Origin of the sequence: Isoptericola sp. NPDC058082 (assembly GCF_042885055.1) — a bacterium.
Lineage (GTDB): Bacteria > Actinomycetota > Actinomycetes > Actinomycetales > Cellulomonadaceae > Isoptericola.
The window spans coordinates 31,169-51,935 of record NZ_JBHVSQ010000021.1 but is presented as its reverse complement, the minus strand read 5'-3'; the positions used below and the strand labels follow the sequence as shown (position 1 = coordinate 51,935).

Here is a 20,767-nt window from a genome sequence, read left to right as displayed (position 1 = left end):
GCGGACACCGCGACCCGCACTCCGCGGGGTCGTTAGCATGGTCGCCCGTGAAGATCCTCGTCGTCGGGACCGGTGCCCGCGAGCACGCCATCGTCCACGCCCTCGCGTCCGAGGCCGCCGAGGGCGCGCAGCCGGCGCACGAGCTGCACGCCGCCCCCGGCAACCCGGGCATGGCCGCGCAGGCCGACCTCCACCCGGTGGACGCGAACGACGGCCGTGCCGTCGCCGCCCTCGCCCGCACGCTCGGCGTCGACCTGGTCGTCGTCGGGCCCGAGGCACCCCTGGTGGCAGGGGTCGCCGACGCCGTCCGGGAGGCCGGGATCCCCGCCTTCGGGCCGTCGGCCGAGGCCGCCCGGCTCGAGGGGTCGAAGGCGTTCGCGAAGGACGTCATGGCCGCCGCGGCCGTCCCGACGGCGATGGCCCACGTGTGCACCACGGTGGAGCAGGTCGCCGACGCGCTCGACGCCTTCGGCGCCCCCTACGTCGTCAAGGACGACGGTCTCGCCGCCGGCAAGGGCGTGGTCGTGACCTCCGACCGCGACGCCGCCCTCGCGCACGCCCGCGAGGCGCTCGATGCGCGCGGCGACGAGGGCCGCGTGGTGATCGAGGAGTACCTCGACGGGCCCGAGGTGTCGCTGTTCTGCCTGTGCGACGGCGCCAGCGTGGTGCCGATGGTGCCCGCGCAGGACTTCAAGCGCGTCGGCGACGACGACGCCGGCCCGAACACCGGTGGCATGGGCGCGTACACGCCGCTCGACTGGGCGCCGTCCGGCCTGGTCGCCGAGGTGGTGGACCGCATCGCGCAGCCCACCGTGGACGAGATGGCCCGCCGTGGCACCCCGTTCTCCGGCGTCCTCTACGTGGGGCTGGCGCTGACCAGCCGCGGCACGCGCGTCGTGGAGTTCAACGCCCGCTTCGGCGACCCGGAGATCCAGGCCGTCCTCGCGCGCCTGCGCACCCCGCTGTCCGGCGTGCTGCTCGCCGCCGCCACCGGCCGCCTCGACGGCATCGAGCCGCTGCGCTGGTCGGACGACGCCGTGGTCAACGTCGTCGTCGCCTCCCAGGGCTACCCCGAGTCGCCGCGCAAGGGCGACCTGATCACCGGCATCGCCGACGCCGAGGCGCTGGACGACGTGCACGTGCTGCACGCCGGCACCGCCGTCGTCGACGGCGCGCTGGTGTCCGCCGGCGGGCGCGTGCTGTCCGTCGTCGGCCGTGGCGCGGACCTCGCCGCCGCACGGGCGGCGTCCTACGCCGGGGTCGAGAAGATCGCGCTGGACGGCTCCCACCACCGCAGCGACATCGCGCTCAAGGCCGAGCGGGGCGAGGTCGCCGTCCCCTGACGCTGGTCTGTTCGGCAGGAGGTCGATCTCTTCGGCACCGACCTATGCCGAAGAGATCGACTTCATGCCGAACAGATCGGACGGGTGTGGTGGGTCAGCCGGTCAGCCGACGAGCAGCTCGTCCCGCACGTCGCGCACCTCGCGAGCGCTGAGGCCGAGGCCCTGGCGGAGGTACCGGTCGAACGAGCGGTACTCGTCGTGCACCTCGTCGAACCCGGCGGCCAGGTACTCCGGCCGCACGTCGAGCAGCGGCCGGTAGATCGCGGCCTGCTCGGCTGGCATCGATGCGAGCGCGGCGGCGTTCGCCTCGGCGCGGTAGTCGTTGCTCAGCAGGTAGTCGTCCTCGACGACGTCGCGCGGCACGCCCGCCGTGGTGAGCAGGGCGGCCGCCGCCCAGCCCGTGCGGTCCTTGCCCGCGGTGCAGTGGAACAGCACCGCGCCGTCGTCCGCGACCGCGTCGAACAACGTCGCGTACGCGGCCCGGCCCGTGTCGCTCGAGACCATGGAGCGCTCCCCGTCGACCATCATCTGCGCGGCCGCGGCCGGTGACGACAGGTCCGGGATCGTCGCGGTGCCGCCGCCGAGCACGTCAGCCACCTCGTACCGGGCGCCGTCGGGCACGCGGTCGGGTGCGGTGGCGCGCTCCGACCTCGTGCGCAGGTCGACGACGGTGCGCACGTCGAGCCCCTCGAGGGTGTCGAGGTCCGCCTCGCTCAGCCGGTCGAGGGCGTCGGACCGGTAGGCCTCGCCCATGGCGACCCAGTCGCCGTCGGTGGTGCGGTAGCCGCCCAGGTCGCGGAGGTTCACCGTGCCGTCGAGCCGCACCAGGCGGTCGGCGATCGTCAGGCCCGCGCCGCGGTCGGGGACGAGCCGGAACCAGCGGCGGTCGGCGTCGGACAGGTCGGTGACCGTCACCGTCCCGGAGGACCCGCCGCGCGCCACGACGTGGCGCGTGTCGATGCGGTCCCGGTCGGTGCCCGCGTAGAGGCGCACGTCGCCGGCTCCGCGCGGCGCCGACCAGGTGACGGTGAACGAACCGTCGTCGTGGGTCGTCACCGTCGCCGCGGTGAAGGGGATGTGCCCCGTGGCGGCGCCGTGCTGGGGGGCGGACGGGTGTCCGGCCGCCGCGTGGGGCGGGCGCGGGGCCGCGACGGACGCGGCGGCGGGAGCGGCGACGAGGGCCGCGACGAGCAGGGCGGCGGTGTGCCGGGTGCGGAGTCTCATGGGCTGCACGGTGGACGCCGCCGGCGAACGGGCGGTGAACGGACGGGGCTGTCCGGTAGGGGACCCGATGAACTCCGCGCGGCGGGACCGCGGACGCGTGCGGCCCGGCCCGACGCCGGATGCGAGACTGAGCATCGTGACCGAGACGCACGATGTCGACCAGCCCGGTGCCGACCAGAACGACGCCTTCGCCGGGGGACCGCTCGACCTGCCGGGGTGGCGCCACGTCTACTCCGGCAAGGTGCGCGACCTGTACGCGCCGGACCTGCCCGCCCTGGGCGGCGTGCACCCGCTGGGCGACGTCGTCCTCGTGGTCGCCTCGGACCGCCTCTCGGCGCACGACCACGTGCTCACCCCCGGCATCCCCGACAAGGGCGTGGTGCTCACCCAGCTGAGCCTGTGGTGGTTCGAGCAGCTCGCCGACGTGGTGGACAACCACGTCGTGTCCACCGAGGCGAGCGCCGAGCCGGGCGACGGCCTGGTGCCCGACGTCGTCGCGGGCCGCGCGATGATCTGCCGCCGGCTGGAGATGTTCCCCGTCGAGTGCGTGGCCCGCGGCTACCTCACCGGCTCCGGCCTGGCCGAGTACCGCGCGTCCGGCGAGGTCACGGGCATCCCGCTGCCGGCCGGCCTGGTCGACGGGTCGCGCCTGCCGGAGCCGATCTTCACCCCCGCGACGAAGGCCGAGGTGGGGGAGCACGACGAGAACGTGCCGTTCGAGGAAGTGGCGCGCCGGATCGGCGTCGACGCCGCCACGCGCCTGCGGGACCTCACCCTCGCCGTCTACGCCCGCGCCGAGGAGATCGCGCGCGAGCGCGGCGTGATCCTCGCGGACACCAAGCTGGAGTTCGGCGTCGACCCGGCGACCGGGGCCACGGTGCTCGGCGACGAGGTGCTCACGCCCGACTCGTCGCGGTTCTGGCCCGCGGACGAGTGGGAGCCGGGCCGTGCCCAGCCGAGCTTCGACAAGCAGATCGTGCGCGACTGGCTGACGTCGCCGGCCTCCGGCTGGGACCGGGCGTCCGACGTGCCGCCGCCCGTGCTGCCGCCCGAGGTGGTCGAGCGCACCCGCGACCGGTACCTCGAGGCGTACGAGCGGCTGACGGGGGCGCCCCTGCGCTGAGGGCGCCCCCGCGTGCCGGCGGGCCGGAAGGTCAGAGGCCGGAGCCCTGGACGCTGGCCTCGAGCGGCGAGCCGTCCGGGTTCTGCGCCCAGCACATGAGGCGCCGGTCGCCGAACGCCCACGACGCCTGGGTGGGGTAGAGGTACATCATGTCGAGGCTGGACGCGTCGTAGTCCGTGCCGACGTACGCGGCGAACTCCTCGAAGCAGAAGTCCTCCGTGGTGGCGACCACGGAGGACTCGCCCGGGTACTCGGCGTCCGTGAGCTCGTCGACGCCCACCATCTCCGCCCCGTGCGCCGACGCGCAGTCGGTCGCGACGATGCCGGTGAGGTCGGTGGCGTCGTCCGGCAGCTCGAAGCAGTCGCCCAGGTCGAGGTTCGCGCCCGTGCGGTCGGCGTAGGACTCCTCGAAGCCCTGGCTGAACCCCTCCTGGACCTCGTCGTTCGTCGCGAGCAGGGCGAGCAGCCCGACCACCAGGAGCCAGCCGAGGATCCCCAGGGCACCGAGCACGACGCCGGTGATCGCCATGCCGCGGCCGCTCTGTCCCGTGCGCCGGGTGCGCCGCATCCCCGCGATGCCGAGCCCGAGCGCCACGGGGCTGATGCCGAGGATGCCCGTGATCAGCGCGGCGATCGAGAACCCGTCCGTCCCGGGCGCCGGCTGCCCGTACGGGGACGGCGCGCCGTACGGCGCGGGCTGGTCGTACGGCGTCGGCCGGCCCCCGTACGGGGCCTGCTGGTCGTACGGCGTCGCGGGGGACGGGGTGCCGGGCGCGGTGTACGGCGCGGGCGGTCCGTTCGGTGCGGTCCCGTTCGGTGCGGTCCCGGTCGGGGGCGTCGCGCCCGCCTCGGGCGTGGCGTACGGGTCGGGCGTGCCGCCGGAGGGCGGAGAGGTGGGTGCGGACATGCTTCCTCGGGGTCGGTGCGATGGTGGACGACGCGGCGTCGGCGGCGCCGTCGACCGGCTGCGCTCCGCGGCGTCAGAAGGCTAGCGCGCGGGCGGTAGACTCGTCGCGGAATCCCGCCGTCGTGCTCCCGCCCCCACGCGCGCGCCTCCGTTGCGCCGCCCGTGCCGGGACCTCGGAGCCGCGGCCGCTGGACCACCCGGCCAGCTACCGGTCACGATCCAAGGAGCACCCGTGGGACGCGTCGTCGTCGAGGTCATGCCCAAGCCCGAGATCCTGGACCCCCAGGGCAAGGCCGTCGTCGGGGCGCTGCCCCGCCTCGGCTTCACCCAGTTCAGCGGGGTGCGCCAGGGCAAGCGGTTCGAGCTCGAGGTGGACGGCGACGTCACGCCCGAGGTGCTCGCCGCCGCGCAGCAGGCCGCGGAGACGCTGCTGTCCAACCCCGTCATCGAGGACGTCGTGCGCGTCGCGGACGCCGCGACCGACGCCGCCGGGACGATCACCTCCGAGGGCGTGGCCTGATGACCGCCGGCACCCTCGCGTCGGCGCGGATCGGCGTCGTCACGTTCCCCGGCACCCTCGACGACCGGGACGCGGCTCGCGCGGTCCGGCTCGCGGGCGGGGAGCCCGTGTCGCTGTGGCACGCCGACGGCGACCTCCAGGGCGTCGACGCCGTCGTCCTGCCGGGCGGGTTCTCGTACGGCGACTACCTGCGCGCCGGCGCCATCTCGCGCTTCGCGCCCGCCATGGACGCCCTGGTGGACGCGGCGAAGGGCGGCATGCCCGTGCTCGGCATCTGCAACGGCTTCCAGGTGCTGACCGAGGCGCACCTGCTGCCCGGCTCGATGGTGAAGAACGACCACCTGCACTTCGTGTGCCGCGAGCAGGTGCTGTCGGTCGAGAACGCGTCGACGGCGTGGACCAACCGGTACCGGCCCGGCCAGCACATCACCATCCCGCTGAAGAACCAGGACGGCCAGTTCGTGGCCGACGACCGCACCCTCGACGAGCTCGAGGGCGAGGGCCGCGTCGTGTTCCGCTACCAGGGCTGGAACCCGAACGGCTCCCGTCGCGACATCGCGGGCATCAGCAACGCGCGCGGCAACGTGGTCGGCCTCATGCCGCACCCGGAGCACGCCGTCGAGGCGGGCTTCGGCCCGGACGGCGAGGACGGCCCGCGCACCGGCACGGACGGCCTCGGATTCTTCACGTCGGTGCTGGCGTCGCTCGTCTCGGCATGACCGCCACCACCGTCCTCCCGTCGACCGTCGGGCCCGAGGGCCTGGCGGTCGACGTCGTGGCGTGGGACGACCCCGTCGCGGCGACCCTGCGTGCCGCCCAGGAGGCCGAGATGGCCGTGCGGTACGGCGGGGACGACGAGGCACCCACGATCGACCCGCGGACGATCGTCGTCACGCTCGTCGCGCGCCTGGACGGCCGCCCCGTCGGCACCGCCGCCGTGCGCGACGTCTCCGGCACCGACGACCGGCGCGGCCGCGGCACCACCCACCCGGCCGCGACCGGCGAGGTCAAGCGTCTGTACGTGGACGGCGACGTGCGCGGGCGCGGCGTCGCACGGCGGCTGATGGCCGAGCTCGAGCGTGCCGCCCGCCAGGTCGGCTTCCGCCGGTTCGTGCTCGAGACCGGCACCGCGCAGCCCGAGGCGATCGCGCTGTACGAGGCCATCGGCTACGAGCCGATCGAGTCGTTCGGCGACCACGCCGGGTTGGAGCAGCAGCGCTGCTACGGCAAGCGGCTCTGACGTCGAGGGCGTCGTCCTCGCGGGCTCAGCCCCCGGCGCCCGCGGACCACGCGGGCAGCTGCTGCAGGGTCCAGGCGTTGCCGTCGGGGTCGGCGAACGTGACGAACCGGCCCCACGCCTGGTCGTCCACCCCGTCGGCCTCGACGCCCACGCCGCGCAGGTGCGCCAGCGCCTCGTCCGCGTCGGGCACCACCACCTGGATCGCGTCCAGCTGCCCCGGCTGCAGCGTGCCGCCCAGGCCCGTCCCGAACGCGATCGAGCAGGCCGAGCCCGGCGGTGTCATCTGGACGAACCGCAGGTCGTCGTTCACCTGCTGGTCGTGGTCGGGGTGGAAGCCGACGCGCTCGTAGAACTCCTTCGCCCGGTCCACGTCGCTCACGGGCACGTGGATCAGCTCGATCTTCCAGTCCATCGTGTGCTCCTCGGTGCTGTGCGGCGGGACCCGGGTGGTCACGCCTGGTCGAGCAAGGGCCGTACCTCGCGGCCGAGCAGCTCGACGAACCCGGCGAGGTCGGGCTCGTCGGCGGTGGGCTGCACCGCGACGGCGGAAGCACCGGCGGCCGCCAGGCGGAGCACGGCGTCGGCGATGGCACGGGCGTCGCCGGCCGCACCGATGCCGCTCCCGGCCTCCGCACCCCACAGCGGGAGCTCGGCGTCGAGCCGCTGCTGCGCGCCGTCGCCGGTCGCTGCGATGAGGGTGGCGTACACGCCCGGTGCGGGCCGGCCCGCGGCCTGCGCGGCCGTCCCGGCCGTCTCCGCGGCGGCACGCACGTCGTCGGGGGTGAGCGCGTTGGCGAGGATGACGCCGTCGCCCAGCTCGCCCGCCAGCGCGAGAGAGCGGGGGCCGACGCCGCCGAGCAGCAGCGGCACCTGCGGCGCGGGCCAGTCGAGGCGGACGTGGTCGAGGGTGACGTAGCGGCCCGAGACGGTCACCTCGTCGCCGGCGAGCAGGGCGCGCAGCGCCTCGGTGTGCTCGCGCAGCAGGGTGAGGGGCGACTTCGCGCGCACCCCGGCCTGGTCCATCCAGGCCTGCACGCCGTGGCCGACCGCCGGCACGAACCGGCCCGGGAACATGCGGCCGAGCGTGGCGACCTCCATCGCCGTCACCGCCGTGCTGCGCAGCGGCGCGGGCATGAGGCCGATCCCGACGCGCACTCGCTCGGTCCAGGCCAGCGCGGCGGCGGCCGACGCGACACCGCTCTGCTTGAAGCAGTCCTCCCACACCCACAGGTCGTCGAGGCCGGCGGCCTCGACGGCGGTGGCGAGCGACCGCAGGGACTCCGGCGGCATCGTCGGGACGAAGGCGACGCCGAGGTGCACGGCAGGGCGGACTTCCGGAGCGGGGGTGACCGTCATCACGCCATCGTGCCGCGGGACACCGACACCTGCCCGGGAGCGGTCGTGGGCCGCGGCGGCCGGTCAGGCGGTCTCGTCGCGCAGGTAGGCGAGCTGCGCGACGACGGACTGCCGCGCCGCGCGCCGCACCGACGGGTCCACGTCGGCGTAGACGTGCGCGACGACGGCGTCGGCGTCCGCCGCCGGGCCGAGCGTCGCGAGCACCGACCGCACCTGGTCGAGACGCTCCAGGCGGTGGGCCCGGTAGGCGCGGACCGCCGTGCCGAGGTCGTCCAGCGCGGGGCCGTGACCCGGCAGCCCGACCCGCCCGGCGCCCACGCGTTCCAGCAGGTCGAGGCTGGCGAGGTAGTCGCGCAGCGAACCGTCCGGCTCGGCGATGACGGTGGTGCCCTGCCCGAGCACCGTGTCGCCCGTGAGCACGACCGGCTCGCCGGACCCGGCGCCGTCGGGCGCGGTCACGACGAACGACACCGAGTCGGCGGTGTGCCCCGGCGTCGCGAGGACGTCGACCCGGAGGCCGCCGGCGTCGATCGTCTCGTCGCCGCGCAACGGCTCGCCGCCGTGGCAGTGCTCCGGGTCGGCGGCGCGGACCGGGGCGCCCGTGAGCGCGTGCAGGCGCGCCGAGCCGGCGGTGTGGTCCGCGTGCCGGTGCGTGACCAGCACGAGCTCCACGGGACCCGCCTCGGCCAGGGTCGCCAGGTGCCGTTCGTCGTCGGGGCCCGGGTCCACGACCACGCACGACGACGAGCCCGGCGCGCGCAGCACGTACGAGCGCGTGCCGTCCAGCGTCATCGGGCCGGGGTTGTCCGCACGGACGACGATGACGTGGGGCATCGTGCAGTTCCTCTCTCGGTCGTGCATCAGCCGCGGCGACCGACGTGGCGGATGGGGCCCTGATACGCGGCGACGGTGGCGTCGCTGGTGAGCAGGGTCGAGCCCGTCATGATCGCCTGCGCCACCAGCATCCTGTCGAACGGGTCTCGGTGGACGGGGGGCAGGCGTGTCGCCGTCACGGCGTGGGCGCCGTCGACGGCCAGCTCCACGAAGCCGAGGGCCAGGGTGGTCGCGCGGGCGACGTGGGGGTCGAGGTCGAAGTCGGCGCGGCCCAGAGCGGACTTGATGCCGATCTCCCAGATGTTGACGGCGCTGAACCAGATCTCGGGTTCGGGGTCGGCAAGGATCTCTGCGACGTCGTCGGGCAGTCGCTCGGGGAACCCGAGCGTCCACACGAGGACGTTCGTGTCGAGGAGATACCTCACCGGGCGTCCGCCGGCTCGTCGTTCTCGAACAGGGAGGCCACCTCGTCCTGCGCCCAGTGGTCGAAGTCGTCGGGCATCGTGAACCGGCCGCGCAGCGGGCCGAGCTCTCGCCGCGGCCGGGCGGCGGGGTCGATCCCGACCAGGCGAGCGACCGGGCGGCCCGCACGCGCGATCACGACGTCCTCTCCCGCCTCGGCCTCCGCGAGGAGGCGGGAGAGATGGGTCTTGGCCTCGTGCACGTTGACGGTCTTCACGGGGGGCCTCCTGGACCAGGCTGGACTAAGTCGAGGCTAGTCCGACGTGCCCTCGGGGGCAACGGCGGCTCGGAGGTTCCGTGACGGTCTCCCGGTGTCAGGCGGCGAGCGCCTCGGCGAGGAGCTCGAGGGTGCGGACCCGGCCGGGCGTGGCGTCCAGCGGCTCGGACTCGTAGGACCCGGCCACCGGCACCACCATGACCTCGTCCACGCCGTGCCGGGTGGCGAGGTCGCGCAGCTGGGCGGCGGCCTGGTGCGGCTCGCCGACCACCCAGCGCGACCGCATGTCCGCGACGATCTGCTCGGCCATCGGGTCCAGCGGCTCGGCGGCGGCCTGCTCGACCGTCTCCGCGCGGCCCATCGGCTTGCCGGTACGCAGCCGCGCCATCGACCGCAGCTGCGGCAGCGCACGCTCGTGCGCCTCGACCGCGGTCGGCGCGACGACGACGTTCGCGGTGAGGAACGTCCGCGGCTCCGGGTGGTCGGGGCTCGGGCGGTAGCCGTCGCGGTACAGCGCGAGCACCTGGTCGATCCCCGCACCGGAGAAGTGGTTCGCGAAGACGTACGGCAGGCCCAGCTCCGCGGCGAGGCGGGCCGAGTAGTCGCTGGAGCCGAGCAGCCACACGGTCGGGGTGCCGTCGGCGGCGGGGGTGGCGTGCACGTCGTAGAGGTTGCCGTCGCCGAGGCGCAGGGCGGCGCCGTCGGGGCTCATGAGCGACAGGATGTCGCGCACGTGCTGGGGGAACCGCTCGACGTCCGACGTCGGGCCGGACTGCCGCAGCAGCGCCGTGACGACCGGGTCCGAGCCGGGCGCGCGACCGAGGCCGAGGTCCACCCGCCCGGGCGCGAGCGCCTCCAGCGCGGCGAACTGCTCCGCCACCACGAGCGGCGCGTGGTTGGGCAGCATGACCCCGCCCGAGCCGACGCGGATGCGTTCCGTGACGGCGGCGGCCGCCGCGATCATCACCGGAGGCGTCGACGCCGCGACCGCGGGCATGTTGTGGTGCTCGGCGAACCAGTACCGTTCGAAGCCCAGCTCGTCCGCCCGGCGCACCAGCGCGAGCGAGGCGGCCAGCGCCTGGGGGCTGGACTGGCCCGTGCGGACCGGGACGAGGTCCAGCACGGACAGGCGGGGGGACGTGGGCGCGGGGGTGGGGGCGTCGGCATTCATCGCCTGGGACAACCCGCAGGAGCGCGACTCCTATTCCGTGGTGGGCGGGCGTCAGGGGAGCGGCTCGCGGAGGCCGCTCGCCCGGCGGACGGGATGTGCGACGGCGGCGCGCACGGCGTCGGCGGTGCCCACCACGCGCACGAACTCCTGCGCGCGGGTGACGGCCGTGTACAGCAGCTCGCGGGTGAGCAGGGGCGACGTCGGCGGGGGCAGCACGAGCGAGACGCGGCGGAACTGGCTGCCCTGCGCGCGGTGCACGGTCATCGCGTGCACGGTCTCGACCGGGGGCAGCCGGTGGGTGCGCACCCGCAGCGGGGCGCGCGGGTCGCCGAACACCGCGACGACCGCGACCGCCTCGTCCTGAGCGTGTGCCGGGTCGCCCTCCGCGACGAGCACGCCGGTGTCGCCGTTGTAGAGGCCGACGTCGGCGTCGTTGCTCGTGACCAGCAGCGGGCGGCCCACGACCCACGGCGACCCGGGGACGGCCGGGGCCAGGGTGCCGTCGGCGGTGGCCTCCTCCACCCAGGCCTCGACCTGCGCGGCCCAGCGGGCCACGCCGACCGGGCCCCGCCGGTGCGCCACCATGACGCGGTGCGCGTTGAGCGCCTCGAGGGCGCCGGCCGCGTCGCCCTCCCGCGCCGCGGCCACGAGCCGTCGGCCGGCGTCGACCGCGTCGTCGTGCAGTCCCTGCACGGCGTGCTCGTCGAGGCGCTCGGTGTCCGCCTCGACGAGCTCGACGCCACCGACCCCGGCACGCAGGACGTCGAGCACGGCGTCCGCGTCTCCGTCGCGGATGGCGGCGGCGAGCGGCAGGATCGCCGAGTCCTCGCCCTGTCGGTGCACCGTGACGAGCCGCACGACGCCGTTGGCCAGGGCCGTGTCGTCCCCCGCGGGCTCGTCGGGCGGCGTGGTGGTGACGTGCGCGGCGAGGCTCCCGACCACCGGCGGCCTGGCGACGAGGTCGCCCAGCACAGCCCCGGCCTCGACCGACGCGAGCTGGTCCGGGTCGCCGACCAGCACCAGCCGCGCATCCGGGCGCAGCGCCTCGAGCAGCCGCGCCATGAGCGACAGCGGCACCATCGAGGTCTCGTCCACCACGACGACGTCGTGCGGCAGGTGGTGGCCGGCGTGGTGCCGGAAGCGGGTCGCGCTGCGGTAGCCGAGCAGCCGGTGGACGGTCGTGGCCTCCGGTCGGCCGGTGCGCTCGCGGTCCTCGGGCGGCAGGGCGCCGACGACGTCGCGGACCGCCTCCTGCAGCCGGGCGGCCGCCTTGCCCGTCGGCGCGGCGAGCGCGACCCGCAGGGCGGGCTCCCCGGCGACGTCCTGCAGCACGGCGAGCAGCCGCGCGACCGTCGTCGTCTTGCCGGTGCCCGGCCCGCCCGTGAGCACCGTGAGCCTGCGGCCGGCGGCGTGCGCGGCCGCGAGCCGTTGCCGTACGTCGCCGGCCTCGGGGAACAGCCGGGCGAGCGCCGCGTCCAGCCGGTCGGCGCCGGTGGGCACGAGCGGCGGGGCCTGGAGGCGGGCGTCGACCAGCCGTCGCACCGTGAGCTCGTCCCTCCAGTACCGGTCGAGGTACAGCCGTCCGCCGACCCAGCGGGCCGGCCGGTCCTCGGGGCCGTCCGCGCCGACCGTCACGAGCGGGCTGGCCTCGATCGCCCGCACCCAGGCCTCGTGCTCCGGCCAGGGCGGGGGAGCGGCGGCGTCGGGACCGTCGGCGGCGTCGCCCCGGTCGGCGTCCTCGGGCAGCGCGAGCGCCGCGAGCTCGTCCGGGTCGTCGAGCCGCACGCACACCGACCCGCCCCGCAGCGCCCGGACGGCGAGCGCGACGGCGAGCAGCACCGTCGCGTCGTCCTCGCCCGTCAGCCGCCCGAGCCGCGTCGCGACGTGCACGTCCGTCGCGGCGACGAGTCCGGCCGCGTTGAACTCCCGCAGCAGCCCGGGCGCCGCGGCGGCGAGGCGGACGTCGCCGGAGGCCTCGACCGGGCCGCCCGGGAGCGTGGAGGTGTCGGTCATGCGTCGTCTCCGTCCAGCAGCGCGGACAGCGCGGGCACCAGGCCCCGCGGCGGCACCCACGACACCACGCCGTGCGGCGCGCCGTCGGGCCCCGTGGGCGTGGCCGGGCCGCACATGCCGCGCACGAACAGGTAGAGCCCGCCGCCGAGGTGCACGTCCGGGTCGTAGCCCGGCAGCCGCCACGCCAGGTAGCGGTGCAGCGCCACGAGGTAGAGCACGAGCTGCAGCGGGTAGTGGGCGTGCAGCATCGCGTCGACGGTGGCCTCGGGCCGGTAGTCGTGCGCCGTGAGCGGGGCGTCGAACGCGCCGAGGCGGTTCGTCTTGTAGTCGACGACGAGGAAGCGTGGCGCACCGTCGTCCGCGGGCACCCGCAGCACCGCGTCGATCGACCCGGTCAGGTAGCCGCGCAGGGGGCGGGCCGTGGGGTCGGCCGCCGCCAGCTCGGCGAGCACGGCGGGGTACGCGGCGAACGCGTCGTCCGCACCCAGGTAGCGGCCCAGCAGCGCCGCGATCCCGGCCAGGGTGGCGCCCTCGGCCGGGGGACCGCCCACGTCGCCGTCGCCCCCGGCGAGCGGGAGCTCGAACTCCAGCTCCGCCAGGCGGTCGCGCGGCGTGACGTCGGCGAGCGTGCGTCCACCCGCGAGCGGCCCGAGCGGCGTGCGTGCGACGACGCCCAGCGCGGCGGCGAGCTCGGCAGGGTCCGTGCCCGGCACCCGCGTGGTCGCCGCCGCGGCGCACCGCGCGAGCAGCTCCGCGTCGAGGTCGGGGGCCGCCGTATCGGCGTACTCCAGCACCTCGTGCACGAGGGTGCCGAAGCCCGTGCCGGCCGGCAGGCCCGACATCGGGGACGGCAGATCGGCGCCGGGCGCCTCCCCGGGCTCGCCGACGGCGCCGACGGGACGGACCGCCGTCGGCGCGGCCTCGGCCGGCTCGTCCTGCAGGCCGCCGCCCTCCGGCTCGGACTCGACTCCCCCCGTCGCGGGTTCGGCCGGGCCTGGCGCGGGCGAGAGGCCGCCCGGGCGACCGACGTGCGCCGCGGCGGTGAGCGCGGAGTACGACGCGCGCCGCCACGTCGGGTCGGGTACCCGGTCGAGGTGCGCGACGCCGAGCGTGGGCACGTCGTCCACGGGCGGGCGCCAACGCTCGGTGGACGGCGTGGCGGGCGCCTCCTCGACGGCGATCGTGCCGCCCGAGCCCTGGGCGAGGGCACCGAGCGCCGTCCGTACCGCGTCGTCGCGCATGGCCTGCTGGGGCGCGTGCGGCGCGGGCTCGCCGCCGAGCGTGCGGTCGCCCAGGACGACGCGCGTCAGGCCCGCCTTCGCGGAGTTCGCCTTCGACGGCGCCCAGTGCGCCACCACCTGGTGCCGGGCGCGGGTCAGCGCCACGTACAGCAGCCGCAGGTCCTCGCCGCCCTCCTCGCGGCGGTGGCGCTCCAGGGCGGCGTCGTACCCGAACGAGCCCGGGCCGCCCACGTGGAGGATGCGGCGCCCGTCGCCGGCGTGGAACCGCAGCACCTCGGGCTGGCGCGGCTCGAACCGGTCCCACGCGAACGGCACGTACACGACGCCGAACTCCAGGCCCTTGCTGGCGTGCACCGTGACGACCTGCACCGCCGCGGCGTCCGTCTCCAGGCGGCGGCTGCGCTCCTCGTCGTAGTCCTGGGCGGCCTCGCGGATGCGCCGCCGCAGCCATGCCGTGAGCGCGGAGGCGCCCAGACCCTCCGTGACGGCCGCGGCGTGCAGCACCTCGCCCACGTGCCGCAGGTCGGTGAGGTGGCGCTCGCCGGTGCTGGTGCGCATCAGCCGCTCCGCCAGGCCGTCGCGGGTCACCGCCTCCTGCAGCGCGGCGACCCCCCGCGACCACAGCAGCCGCGACCAGCGCCGCACCGTGTCGGCGAGCGCGTCGTGCGCGGCGTCGTCCGCCGTGGCGAGCCGCTCGGCGTCCCAGCCGACGAACGGCGTCAGCGCCAGGGCCGCGGCCCGTCCGTGAGCGCCCGGCTGCTCCAGCGCGGCGAGCAGGGTGAGCCAGTCGCGGGCCGACGGCGTCGCGAACACGCTCGACAACCCCGAGACGACGGCGGGCACCCCGCGCTTCGTCAGCTCCGACCGGACCGCCTCGGCCTGCGCGTTGGTGCGGGTGAGCACGGCGACGTCGCGCGGCTCGAGCGGTCGCCACGCGCCGGTGTCGCTGCCGTCGCCGCTCGTGTCGTCCGGGTCCACCAGCCGGTCGCGGCCCAGGCGCGCGGCGATGTCGGCCGCGACGTCCGCGGCGACGAGCTGGCGCGGCGGACCGACCGGCGGCGTCTCGCCGGGCGACATCCCGAGCGCGGCACGCGTCACCTGCCGCAGCCGCAGCGGCGCGCCGCCGTCGAAGCGCGACCCGCGGTGCGCGGCGTCCACCGGCCGCACGACGATGCGCTCGTCGCCCAGCGCCGCCCCGCCCAGCAGGGTGTCGAGGGCCCGCAGCAGCGGCTCGTCGCTGCGCCAGCTGGTGCCGAGCGTGGCGACGGCGGTCGCGTCCTGCTGTGCGTCGAGGTACGCGACGACGTCGGCGCCGCGGAAGGCGTAGATCGCCTGCTTGGGGTCGCCGATGAGCACCAGGGTGCGGTACCCGTGGAACGCGGTGCGCAGGATCTCCCACTGCACGGGGTCGGTGTCCTGGAACTCGTCGACCATGACCACACGGAACCGGGAGCGCACCCGCTCGGCGGCGACGGGGCCGTGCACCGGGTCGGCGAGCGCGTCGCGCAGCATGACGAGCAGGTCGTCGTAGTCCAGGAGGTGCTGCGCGCGCTTGCGGCGCAGCGTCTCGTCGCGCGTCTCCTGGGCCACGGCCCGCCGCAGCGCGCCCGGTGTGGACGGGGGTGGCGTGGACGGCGCGCCCCCGCCCGGCTCGGCGGGTTCGACACAGGCCTGGTGGTCGCTGACGGCGGCCCGGCCCAGGTCGGCGGCCATCGTCGGGGTGAGTGCGGGGTGCGCCTCGCCGGAGAAGCGGCGCACGTACAGGTCGTCGGACACCTCCCGCACGAGGTCGGCGACGTCGGCGACGAACGTCGCCGCGGGGTCGACGTCGGCCGCGATGCCGAGCGACGTGAGCATCTGCTGGCAGAAGCCGTGCGTCGTCGTGATGGTCGCGGCGTCGAGCTGCGACAGGGCGGCGGCGAGCCGGGCGCGCCGGCGGTCCAGCTCCTCGCCGTCGACGTCGGCGAGCAGCGCCACGACCGGGTCGTCGCTGGAGGCAGGGTCCGGGCCGCGCAGCGCGCGCTCGGCGCTCACCAGCCGCTCGCGCACGCGGTCGCGCAGCTCGGACGTGGCCGCCCGGCCGAACGTCACGAGCATGAGCTCGCGCAGCTCGGCGCGGCCCTCGGCGACGAACCGTGTGGCGAGCGCAGCGATGGTGAACGTCTTGCCCGTACCGGCGCTGGCCTCGAGCACCGTGGTGCCCTCCGGCAGCGGGCCGCAGACGTCGAAGACCGGACGGTCCGGGACGCCCGCCAGACCGCCGGTCGCGTCGGTGTCGAAGCCCGCCCCGGCCGTCATGTGGTGCCCTTCTGCTCGTGCGCCAGCAACGGGTCCCAGACGCGGCGGGCGAGCGCCCCCAGCCGCGAGGGCTCGTCGGGGAACCTGCGCCGGTCGTCGTCGTCCGGCACACCAGCCATCGCGTCGAACGACCCAGGTCCGCTCGGGTCGCCCCAGACCATCAGGTGATACGCGTCGGACTTCTCGAAGCCGCCGTTCCAGGTGAAGCGGGCCTCGCTCGTCGCCTGGCCGGGGTCGCCCGTGCCGCCTCCGCGGGAGACGGCGTACGCGTGCGACGCGTCCGGGGGCAGGGGGAGAGGAGCGCGGGCGGCCTGGGCGCGCAGGGCGACGAGGTCGTCGAGGAGGCGCGCCGCGTCGGCCGGGTCGGGCGCCTGGATCAGGCTCCACGCCGCCTTGGCGCCCCGGCCGGGGGCCCGGCCCACGGTGCCGGCGTGCCACTGCTGCCCGTCGGGCAGCCCGCCGTCGCCGCCCGACGCCGCGAGGGCAAGGGTCTGCACCCAGGCGCGCAGGCGGTGCTTCGGGCCGAGCTTCGAGTACTCCGCGCGCACGACGCGGCCGCCGTGCACGCCGGGGACGGTGCCGGTGACGAGGACGCCGGAGGGCAGCGCGGCGGACACGTCGACGGCGCGGGCCGCGTGCTCGGCGCGGACCTGTCGCGCCATCGTCTCGACCGGCTGCACGCGCTCGACGACGTCCCGCAGCGCGGTGCGGCCCAGCTCGCGCGGCGGCGCCTGGCCGCGGCGCCACTCCGCCTGGAACGCGCGCCCCGGGTCGGTGCCCCCGAGCACGGCGGTGAGGATCCGGTCGCCCGCCCCCCACGCGGCGAGCGGCGCCATCGTCAGCGGCAGGCGGTCGTCCACCTCGTCCTCGTCCTGCGCGACGCGCACGTCGAGGGTGGTCCGCAGGAACCAGCGGACCGGGTGCTCGAGCATCGCGACGAGGTCGTCGAGGTCGACCTCCGTCGGGGCGGCGGCGTCGAGGACCAGCGGCGCGGGCACGAGCAGCCCGGGATCGACGCGGCCCCCTCGACCTGCCTCCGCGCCGCGGAACGCCGCCGTGTCGAAGCTGAACGGGCCGGGGGTGCCGAGCGCGCCGGACTCGAAGTTGCGCTCTCCCACGACCTGCAGCGGGTGCCGCACGACGACCTGCCGTCGGACGGGCCCGCCGTCCGCCGCCGCGCCGACGCGGTCGAGCGCGTCCAGCAGCTCCGCGACGGGGACGGCCGGCGGCCGGGCGGCGCCGGTGCGCTCGTCGGCGCCCGAGTGCAGCACCACCAGGTGCTCCCGCGCCGCCGTGAGCGCGTCCAGGAAGATCTGCCGGTCCTCGCTGCGCCGGTCCCGCTCACCCAGCAGGGCGTCGCGCGCGAGGAGGTCGTCGCCGTCCGGCGTCGCGGACCGGGGGAACGCGCCGTCCTCCATGCCGAGCAGGCACACCACGCGGTGCGGGACGGCGCGCATCGGCTCCAGCGAGCACACGGTGAGCGCGCCGGTGCGGAAACCCGCGCGCGTAGGGCGGCCCGCCAGGCGGTCGGCGAGCAGGGCGCGCACGTCCTCCAGCCGCAGCCCGTCGCCCGCGGTGGCGCGCCCCGCGCCCGCGGCCCGGACGTCGCCCAGCACGCGGCGTGCCTGCACCGACTGCCACGCGTCGTCCGGCGCCGGGTCGGCGAGCAGCGTGACGGCGCGGTCCAGGGCGTCGAGCCAGTGCTCCAGCGGGTGCGTGCCCTCGAGGTCGGCGAGCAGCCCCGTCAGTCGGGACACCAGCTCCGCGAACCGGCCCGCGACGTCCACGTCGGTGGACCCGACGTCGTCCAGCGGCAGCGCCGGGCCCACGAAGCGCGAGTCCTCCTCGGCCATCGCGACGCCCAGCAGCACCCGGTCGAGCGCCGCGTCCCACGTGCCCTGCCGCACCCGCGGGTCGATGCCGAAGCGCTCGCGCCGCGACCCGTCCTCGCCCCAGCGCACCCCGACCTCGACGGCCCAGTCGCGCCAGCGGTCCAGGTCGTCGTCGGAGAGGCGGAAGCGGCGGCGCACGGGCTCGCTGGTGGCGAGGTCGAGGACCTCGGACGCCGTGACGCGGCCGTCGGCCAGGCGCAGCAGGGTCGCCAGCACACCGAGCACGGGGTTGACGACGCCGGGACCGCGGTCGGCCAGGCTGACGCGCAGCCGCTGCCCGGGGTGGATCTGCGTGACGCCGTCGGGAGCGGCGCCGAACGTGGCCGTCACGAGCGGGGCGAACGCCTCGACGTCGGGGCACAGGACGATGACGTCGCGCGGCTCCAGGGTCGGGTCGGCGGCGAACAGACCGGTGAGCACCTCGCGCAGCACCTCGACCTGGCGCGCCCGGCCGTGGCAGGCGTGCACCTGCACGCTGCGGTCGTCGGGACCCACCGGCGCGGGCGCGACGTCCGGGTCGTCCGCGCGCAGGGCCGACTGGAGCGCGCCCAGCAGCGTGCCCGGGGGCGGCGGCGCCGGATGGTGCGCGACCCGCACGTCGGGGGCGTCGTCGGCGGGTGGGTCGAGGACCCCCGAGAGGCGCAGCTGCAGCTCGACGGAGTCGCGCGCCGTGGAGGCCAGCAGGGGGTGGCGGGCGGCCGGGGGCAGGGCGTCACGACGCGCCCCGGCGGCGGCGCCCCGGGCGCCAAGGCCCTCGACCGAGGCCCACAGCGCGGGCGACGGGTGCGGCAGCCACAGGTGGACGTCGCGGTGGCGCGCGAGGGCGGCGAGCACCTGCCGCTGGTCCTCCGGCAGCCGGGTGGGGCCGAAGACGGAGAGCCGGGCGGGCAGGTCCACGGCGCCCGGGTCGGTGCGCAGCACGCCGACCGCCTCCGCCAGCACCTCCGCGGGGCCGGGCGCGTCCACGCGCTCGCGGACCCGCCGCCACAGCCGGGGCTGCCACGCGAGGTCGTCGGGGACGCCGTCGTCGCGCCCCTCGAGCCAGCCGGAGAGCAGGCCGGGCCGCTGCTGCGCGTACGCGGCGAACAGCTCCGCCACACGCTGCGCGAGTGCGACGCGGCGCGACCGGCGCACGCCGTCGCCCGCCTCGCCGACGTACCGCGCGAGCGGCGCGGCCCAGCCCTCGTCGAGGGACGCGTCGACGGTCTCCAGCACCGGCCACACGAGGCGCGCACGGCGCCACGGGTCGTCATCGGGCTCGACGCCGGTCACCGCCGTCACCGCGGAGGCGACCAGCCGCGACGGCGAGGAGAAGTCCACGTTGGCGCACACGCCGGCGCCCGACGCGCCGTCCACCCCGAGCCGGTGCGACAGCCGCTGCGCCAGCCACCGCTCGATGCCACGCGTGGGCACCGCGACGACGTCGGGGGTGAACGGGTCGTCCGGAGGGTCGGCGAGCACGTCGGCGAGGGGAGCGACCAGCGCGTCGGAGCGCTCGGACCGGTGGACGTGCAGCACGTCGGCCAGGTTACGGGTCCGCGCCGACAGGGGCAGTCGGTCCTCCACAGGGACCACTGGCGGAGGGCTTCCGTCAGCGTCCCCGTCAGCGTGCCCGGCGACGAGCCCGGCCAGCCCTCCGGCGGGGACGGTCCTCCTCGGCCGCCGCCTCGGCCCGTGCCTGCGCGCGCGTCTCCGCGGCCCGCGCCGCGCGACGCTCCGCCCAGGCGGCCACCGTCGCCTCGACGTCGCGCGGCATGGTGACCAGGGGCGGCCCGGCCGCGGGCTGGTAGCGGGCGCGCAGGACGCTCTTGTTGAACTCCTCGACCTCCTCGCGCACGTCCTCCTCGCTCCACAGCTCGTCGAGGCGCCCGTCCAGCGCGGCGTCGTCCTTGCGCAGCTGGATCGAGGGCGGCAGCACCACGAGCTTCTCGCGCCGCATGAAGGCCTTCAGCCACCAGTCCGGGTCGTGGAGGTCCTGCAGGTCGAGCGGCTTGCCGCTGCCGGGCAGGTCGTCGAACTCCCCGCGTTCGATCGCCCTGCGGATGTGCATCTCGGCGAGCAGCGCGATCGCCACCTCGTCGTCGATGGCCACCGCGTACGGGTTGAAGAACGCGGGGGGCACGCTCGGCTCGGTCATCGTCCCTCCCGTCGGCCGTTGTTTTCGGTCAACTGTATTATTTCCACGGTACGACACACACGGGGAAGGGGAGCCGGTTGCCGAAGCTGGTGGACCACCAGGAACGACGCGAGGCGATCGCGCACGCGCTGTGGCGGGTCGTGGACCGGGACGGCTGGACCCGGGCGACCCTGCGCGACGTCGCCCGCGAGGCCGGGGTCTCGCTGGGGCAGCTGCAGCACTACTTCGCGTCCCGCGCGGCGATGCTGAACTTCGCGATGGAGTTCGCCGCCGAGCAGACCTCGGACCGGGTCGCCCGGGGACTGGCCGACCTCGACCGGCCGCCGCACCCCCGGGACGTGCTGCGCGTGGTGCTCACGGAGATGCTGCCCCTGCACCCCGACGCGCGTGCGTCGAGCCGCATGAGCGCCGCGTACGTCCTGGAGGCGCTGCACGACCCGGCGCTGCGCAGGCAGGCGGCCCTGGGGCTCCGCGAGGGGCGCGCACTGGTCGGGCGGCTCGTCCGCGAGGCGGCGGCGCACGGCCAGATCTCCCCGGACCGGGACCCCGACGTCGAGACGGACCTCCTCCTGGCGCTGACCGGGTTCACGCCCCTGCTCGAGCTCGGCGTCATCGAGCCCGAGGCCGCGCTGGCGGCCGTCGACCAGCACCTGGAGCGCCTCTTCGCCGCGTCGTCGTGACCCGGCCGGCTCGACGTCCGACCGGGTCCTGACCGCGCGACCTCCCCCGAAAGGCGCAACCCGGGTTCCCCCCTCCGCCTCAAGACCCGGCCCCCTGCCGCCGGGGAGG

Annotated in this window: 18 protein-coding genes; 6 read left to right on the top strand and 12 right to left on the bottom strand. The window is 76.3% G+C overall.

What is annotated here, in order from left to right:
* The first annotated feature begins 47 nt into the window (after positions 1–47).
* Positions 48–1,343: a phosphoribosylamine--glycine ligase gene (gene purD, locus ACFVS0_RS19840; protein WP_430588926.1), complete on the top strand. Its 1,296-nt coding sequence runs from the start codon at positions 48–50 to the stop codon at positions 1,341–1,343.
* Between the two features lie 102 nt (positions 1,344–1,445).
* Here the strand turns inward: purD and ACFVS0_RS19835 are convergent, their stop codons facing one another.
* Positions 1,446–2,567: a tyrosine-protein phosphatase gene (locus ACFVS0_RS19835; protein ID WP_430552200.1), complete on the bottom strand. Its 1,122-nt coding sequence runs from the start codon at positions 2,565–2,567 to the stop codon at positions 1,446–1,448.
* Positions 2,568–2,694: 127 nt separating this feature from the next.
* Here ACFVS0_RS19835 and ACFVS0_RS19830 point away from each other — a divergent pair, with 127 nt between their 5' ends.
* Complete coding sequence (locus ACFVS0_RS19830) at positions 2,695–3,690, top strand: phosphoribosylaminoimidazolesuccinocarboxamide synthase (protein ID WP_430588930.1); 996 nt, start codon at positions 2,695–2,697, stop codon at positions 3,688–3,690.
* 31 nt (positions 3,691–3,721) lie between these two features.
* Here the strand turns inward: ACFVS0_RS19830 and ACFVS0_RS19825 are convergent, their stop codons facing one another.
* Positions 3,722–4,597, bottom strand: a complete 876-nt coding sequence (locus ACFVS0_RS19825; RefSeq protein ID WP_430588925.1) for a DUF4190 domain-containing protein — start codon at positions 4,595–4,597, stop codon at positions 3,722–3,724.
* A 232-nt stretch (positions 4,598–4,829) separates the two neighbouring features.
* On the opposite strand from ACFVS0_RS19825, the gene purS reads away from it, so the two are divergent.
* From purS to ACFVS0_RS19810, 3 genes are read left to right on the top strand one after another with little or no spacing between them, the layout of a single operon-like run.
* The gene (gene purS, locus ACFVS0_RS19820; RefSeq protein WP_429766102.1) at positions 4,830–5,117 is read left to right on the top strand and encodes a phosphoribosylformylglycinamidine synthase subunit PurS; all 288 of its coding nucleotides are present in this window, start codon (positions 4,830–4,832) and stop codon (positions 5,115–5,117) included.
* Positions 5,117–5,836 (top strand): phosphoribosylformylglycinamidine synthase subunit PurQ, encoded by a 720-nt coding sequence (purQ, locus tag ACFVS0_RS19815; RefSeq protein ID WP_430552198.1) that lies wholly within the window; start codon positions 5,117–5,119, stop codon positions 5,834–5,836. Before purS ends, purQ begins: the two co-directional genes overlap by 1 nt.
* Positions 5,833–6,357: a GNAT family N-acetyltransferase gene (locus ACFVS0_RS19810; protein WP_430552197.1), complete on the top strand. Its 525-nt coding sequence runs from the start codon at positions 5,833–5,835 to the stop codon at positions 6,355–6,357. The genes purQ and ACFVS0_RS19810 overlap by 4 nt, the downstream gene beginning before the upstream one ends.
* Positions 6,358–6,382: 25 nt before the next feature.
* On the opposite strand, the gene ACFVS0_RS19805 is transcribed toward ACFVS0_RS19810, so the two are convergent.
* The 10 genes from ACFVS0_RS19805 to ACFVS0_RS19760 form a co-directional block, all read right to left on the bottom strand.
* Positions 6,383–6,769, bottom strand: a complete 387-nt coding sequence (locus ACFVS0_RS19805; protein WP_430552196.1) for a VOC family protein — start codon at positions 6,767–6,769, stop codon at positions 6,383–6,385.
* 38 nt (positions 6,770–6,807) lie between these two features.
* The gene (locus ACFVS0_RS19800) at positions 6,808–7,713 is read right to left on the bottom strand and encodes an LLM class flavin-dependent oxidoreductase (protein WP_430552195.1); all 906 of its coding nucleotides are present in this window, start codon (positions 7,711–7,713) and stop codon (positions 6,808–6,810) included.
* Positions 7,714–7,776: 63 nt separating this feature from the next.
* Positions 7,777–8,547 carry an MBL fold metallo-hydrolase gene (locus ACFVS0_RS19795; protein ID WP_430588924.1) on the bottom strand — a complete coding sequence of 257 codons (771 nt, stop codon included), beginning with the start codon at positions 8,545–8,547 and terminating at the stop codon, positions 7,777–7,779.
* A 26-nt stretch (positions 8,548–8,573) separates the two neighbouring features.
* A complete protein-coding gene (locus tag ACFVS0_RS19790) occupies positions 8,574–8,972 on the bottom strand; it encodes a type II toxin-antitoxin system VapC family toxin (protein ID WP_430552193.1) in 399 nt (132 codons plus the stop codon).
* Positions 8,969–9,226, bottom strand: a complete 258-nt coding sequence (locus ACFVS0_RS19785) for a type II toxin-antitoxin system Phd/YefM family antitoxin (protein WP_430552192.1) — start codon at positions 9,224–9,226, stop codon at positions 8,969–8,971. The genes ACFVS0_RS19790 and ACFVS0_RS19785 overlap by 4 nt, the downstream gene beginning before the upstream one ends.
* 97 nt (positions 9,227–9,323) lie before the next feature.
* Positions 9,324–10,397 carry an LLM class flavin-dependent oxidoreductase gene (locus tag ACFVS0_RS19780; RefSeq protein WP_430563829.1) on the bottom strand — a complete coding sequence of 358 codons (1,074 nt, stop codon included), beginning with the start codon at positions 10,395–10,397 and terminating at the stop codon, positions 9,324–9,326.
* A 51-nt stretch (positions 10,398–10,448) separates the two neighbouring features.
* On the bottom strand, positions 10,449–12,410 hold the full coding sequence (gene recD / locus ACFVS0_RS19775) for an exodeoxyribonuclease V subunit alpha (RefSeq protein WP_430588923.1): 1,962 nt from the start codon (positions 12,408–12,410) through the stop codon (positions 10,449–10,451).
* Positions 12,407–15,949, bottom strand: coding sequence for a UvrD-helicase domain-containing protein (locus ACFVS0_RS19770; RefSeq protein ID WP_430588922.1), 3,543 nt, complete (start codon positions 15,947–15,949; stop codon positions 12,407–12,409). The genes recD and ACFVS0_RS19770 overlap by 4 nt, the downstream gene beginning before the upstream one ends.
* Positions 15,946–19,359, bottom strand: coding sequence for an exodeoxyribonuclease V subunit gamma (gene recC / locus ACFVS0_RS19765; RefSeq protein ID WP_430588921.1), 3,414 nt, complete (start codon positions 19,357–19,359; stop codon positions 15,946–15,948). Before recC ends, ACFVS0_RS19770 begins: the two co-directional genes overlap by 4 nt.
* Before the next feature lie 85 nt (positions 19,360–19,444).
* Entirely contained in the window at positions 19,445–19,978 is a 534-nt protein-coding gene (locus tag ACFVS0_RS19760; protein ID WP_430563825.1) for a DUF1992 domain-containing protein, read from the bottom strand.
* Positions 19,979–20,055: 77 nt separating this feature from the next.
* Here ACFVS0_RS19760 and ACFVS0_RS19755 point away from each other — a divergent pair, with 77 nt between their 5' ends.
* Positions 20,056–20,658, top strand: coding sequence for a TetR/AcrR family transcriptional regulator (locus tag ACFVS0_RS19755; protein WP_430588920.1), 603 nt, complete (start codon positions 20,056–20,058; stop codon positions 20,656–20,658).
* Positions 20,659–20,767: the final 109 nt, after the last annotated feature.

Bases quoted from the DNA above. Each gene is read 5' to 3' on its own strand.
- ACFVS0_RS19835 (WP_430552200.1), bottom strand. From the start codon at position 2,567: ATGAGACTCCGCACCCGGCACACCGCCGCCCTGCTCGTCGCGGCCCTC.
- ACFVS0_RS19825 (WP_430588925.1), bottom strand. From the start codon at position 4,597: ATGTCCGCACCCACCTCTCCGCCCTCCGGCGGCACGCCCGACCCGTAC.
- purQ (WP_430552198.1), top strand. From the start codon at position 5,117: ATGACCGCCGGCACCCTCGCGTCGGCGCGGATCGGCGTCGTCACGTTC.
- ACFVS0_RS19810 (WP_430552197.1), top strand. From the start codon at position 5,833: ATGACCGCCACCACCGTCCTCCCGTCGACCGTCGGGCCCGAGGGCCTG.
- ACFVS0_RS19805 (WP_430552196.1), bottom strand. From the start codon at position 6,769: ATGGACTGGAAGATCGAGCTGATCCACGTGCCCGTGAGCGACGTGGAC.
- ACFVS0_RS19800 (WP_430552195.1), bottom strand. From the start codon at position 7,713: ATGACGGTCACCCCCGCTCCGGAAGTCCGCCCTGCCGTGCACCTCGGC.
- ACFVS0_RS19795 (WP_430588924.1), bottom strand. From the start codon at position 8,547: ATGCCCCACGTCATCGTCGTCCGTGCGGACAACCCCGGCCCGATGACG.
- ACFVS0_RS19780 (WP_430563829.1), bottom strand. From the start codon at position 10,397: ATGAATGCCGACGCCCCCACCCCCGCGCCCACGTCCCCCCGCCTGTCC.
- recD (WP_430588923.1), bottom strand. From the start codon at position 12,410: ATGACCGACACCTCCACGCTCCCGGGCGGCCCGGTCGAGGCCTCCGGC.
- ACFVS0_RS19770 (WP_430588922.1), bottom strand. From the start codon at position 15,949: ATGACGGCCGGGGCGGGCTTCGACACCGACGCGACCGGCGGTCTGGCG.
- ACFVS0_RS19760 (WP_430563825.1), bottom strand. From the start codon at position 19,978: ATGACCGAGCCGAGCGTGCCCCCCGCGTTCTTCAACCCGTACGCGGTG.